2 protein-coding genes and 1 pseudogene are annotated in these 2,804 nt (G+C 31.8%); 1 reads left to right on the top strand and 2 read right to left on the bottom strand.

The window, feature by feature from the left end:
* The first annotated feature begins 1,646 nt into the window (after positions 1 to 1,646).
* A complete protein-coding gene (locus tag PVV68_RS09945; protein WP_139413266.1) occupies positions 1,647 to 1,847 on the top strand; it encodes an AlpA family transcriptional regulator in 201 nt (66 codons plus the stop codon).
* Between the two features lie 219 nt (positions 1,848 to 2,066).
* On the opposite strand, the gene PVV68_RS09940 is transcribed toward PVV68_RS09945, so the two are convergent.
* Both PVV68_RS09940 and PVV68_RS09935 read right to left on the bottom strand, forming a co-directional pair.
* Complete coding sequence (locus PVV68_RS09940; protein ID WP_273722062.1) at positions 2,067 to 2,468, bottom strand: hypothetical protein; 402 nt, start codon at positions 2,466 to 2,468, stop codon at positions 2,067 to 2,069.
* A pseudogene (locus PVV68_RS09935) lies at positions 2,465 to 2,804 on the bottom strand (hypothetical protein); the annotation flags it as partial. The pseudogene PVV68_RS09935 and the gene PVV68_RS09940, both read right to left, overlap by 4 nt.

The following is a 2,804-nucleotide window of genomic DNA, read 5'->3' as shown; positions in this document are numbered from 1 at the left end:
CGGCTTTCTAACCATCCACAATGGAGTGATAAATGCATATATACAAAACGTATCATATTGCAAGCGCTCTTTTCTATTGATTAAAACTTATCAAAAGGAACGTAAATGATGGGTATGATCTTAATCACTCATTTGAATAAAAGAGGTTCTAAACGCTTTTGATTTTTATAAACCTATCAATAAAACGCTCTCATATTTAAAGGGAGTCATTTGAAATAAAGCACATAATCAAAATGCCTCTTTAAAACGTTTTAAAATACTAAGCTCAAAATAGAGCTGAGTGAATTCAAATAACTGACATTCTAAAATCAAAACGTTTGGTAGCTTTATTAAATCCAATCAAAAGCAAATGTGTATTAAGTGAAATGTCTATAACAAAACCCGTTTTTATATTTACGCGCGTTGGTCTTTAAAAGTAGCATTTCATAAGACAAATAAACAAACGCTTTTATAGAATCTATGGTTTTTAAGATTTGCTCTGCTGTGAAATCTAGATCTTTGTTTTTTCGTAAATGAAACAATGAAACGTTCTTAAAAGCAAATGATAACTAAGTTTATAGCTGTTAATATATAAAACATCAGTTTCAAACGTTTATACATTCATTTAAAGAGGTTCTTATAAGCGTATTTTTACTTTTCATTAAAACCTAATTTCTTTAAAAATTAGCTGGCTCAATTTTGAGTTTGTTATCTTTAAAAGAGAGCATTTTTTTAACAGCATTATTTTACTAAAAATTGAGTAAAACCCTATGCGTTTAGATTTTACAATGGTTTTGAATTTTGCTTGCTTATCTTTTCTCTTAAAAGAGCTGCCATTAATTTTGTAAGTAAGTGCTTTAAAAATATAACTGTTAAAACATTTTTTGATAGCTTGCTTGTATACGTCATTAAAAGGTTTTCGCATTATAAGACATAACGTTTTTAATTTCATAACTGTTGTGATGAGAGTATCTGTATAATTACCTGCCTATCATTTACTAAATTTTTAGTAAGCGCTTTAAAAGCGATATTGAAATCCTTTATGCACCTTTAATGAATTAAAACCTATAAGCTTATAAAAGTTTCAAACGATTACTCTCTTATAGGATACTATAACATCTTTAGATTTTGCGCTCGCCAATTTTGGCGAACGCTAATTTTTTCTTTTTATGCGATTAACAAACCAATCATTAAAACAAGCTGTGCTCTTTAAGTATGTTATTGAAAATTCCAAACGACTAAATTTAAAACAATGCGATTTTTGAGTAGTAAAAACGTATCATAAAATTTATGAACTGTTATGAATGATAACTGCTTTTCATTTCATTTGAACGTTTACATGCGTTATAATATTCACATCATGATTTGCTTTTTATGCTCTATTCATACGTGGCAATTGTTTATAAAAAATGGTCAAATGAATCACGTATAAAAGTGTGGATTCCTAAGTGGATTCATATAAAATAATTGCACTCAACATATTGACTTTATTGTGTTTTTTGATATGATATCGAATATAGTCTCAATGAGACTCATAAATTATCACATCAGAGAAACTATTATAAAACACTGTTTTTTATAGACTAAATACCTTTCCAGTGATTCAAAAATATGGTTAATAAATACTTATGATTTGTTCCCATTTTTACTCTTGAAAGGAAATTACTATGATAGAAAATGATATTCTTTTAACAGACCGTGAAAGTGCAAAATTGCTTCATATGAGTGTTTCAACATTCCGCCGTCATGTGACCAATGGCTCTTTACCAAAGCCTTTAAAATTTGGTTTTTTATCGCGTTGGTTACAATCGGATCTTTTGAATGTCATAGAGCAAGCCAAACAGCAACGTTATAACGACGTCGCATAAAAGAAAACCTTGTCACGTAAGGACGGACAAGGTTTCCCATTTTCATCCAAAGAATGAATAGCAAAATCTGTTCTGTGACACAACATTATACAATTAGTAGGTGTATTCCTTGTTGTCATATTGCTCCACAAACAATGCTAAAATGGAAATGGAAGCAACAACCCCACATGAGTATGGGAACACATGGCTGTAGGGATTGTTGATTATTACCAACAGCACTTAAGGTTTGCATTCAGGTGCATTTTTATATTTTTTACAAAACGGGCTGTTTAAGCGCTTTTTGACACTGCGCTGCGGTATAACAGCACCAGGTTGACAAATGGGTAGGTTTTCTTCTTTAAAAGTATAACACCAATATGGTCCTCCCCATTTGTAATGGAATCCTGATTGAATCATGCAAGCATCAATGGATGCCTCTGCATTGATACTTAACTTTTTATTTTCTGGAAAAACATCATAAGGGGTTGGCATACCACATTCTAACAAGGCTTTTCCTATCTCAGTAAAATCTGCTCCTGGCTTCTCCCACATACTCAGAGCCCCTGGAGAAGGCTTATCAATGTTACATCCAGCAATATTTAACAAAATGAGACCACTTAATAATTTTAAGATTTTCTTCATTTTTTCCTCCCTGAATATTTTGAATAAATTGGCGTACGATTAGGTAAACCATAGCGCGATGTACACGCATAACCTGCATGACCATAACAAGCATGAACACTGGGGTAGCCCTTAAATATTTGCCCTCTCTCTTTCCAGGGACCACTTCCAGGAGGTATTTGCTCAAAAGTATAAGGATTTTTGCCAATCTTTGTACCCACAAAGTCATTTTTATGATTTTCCAAGTTTACATAATCCTGCTTTCCATCACTTAAGATATATAATATATCTGCCATGTTTTGAGTATTATAAGCTGGTCCAAAGAAATTAATCGTTGTTTCCTTTGCTATACCATGA

This window comes from Bartonella sp. ML69XJBT, from assembly GCF_028618515.1.
GTDB lineage: Bacteria > Pseudomonadota > Alphaproteobacteria > Rhizobiales > Rhizobiaceae > Bartonella.
The sequence above is the reverse complement of the archived record's forward strand: the minus strand, read 5'-3'. Positions and strand labels throughout refer to the sequence as shown.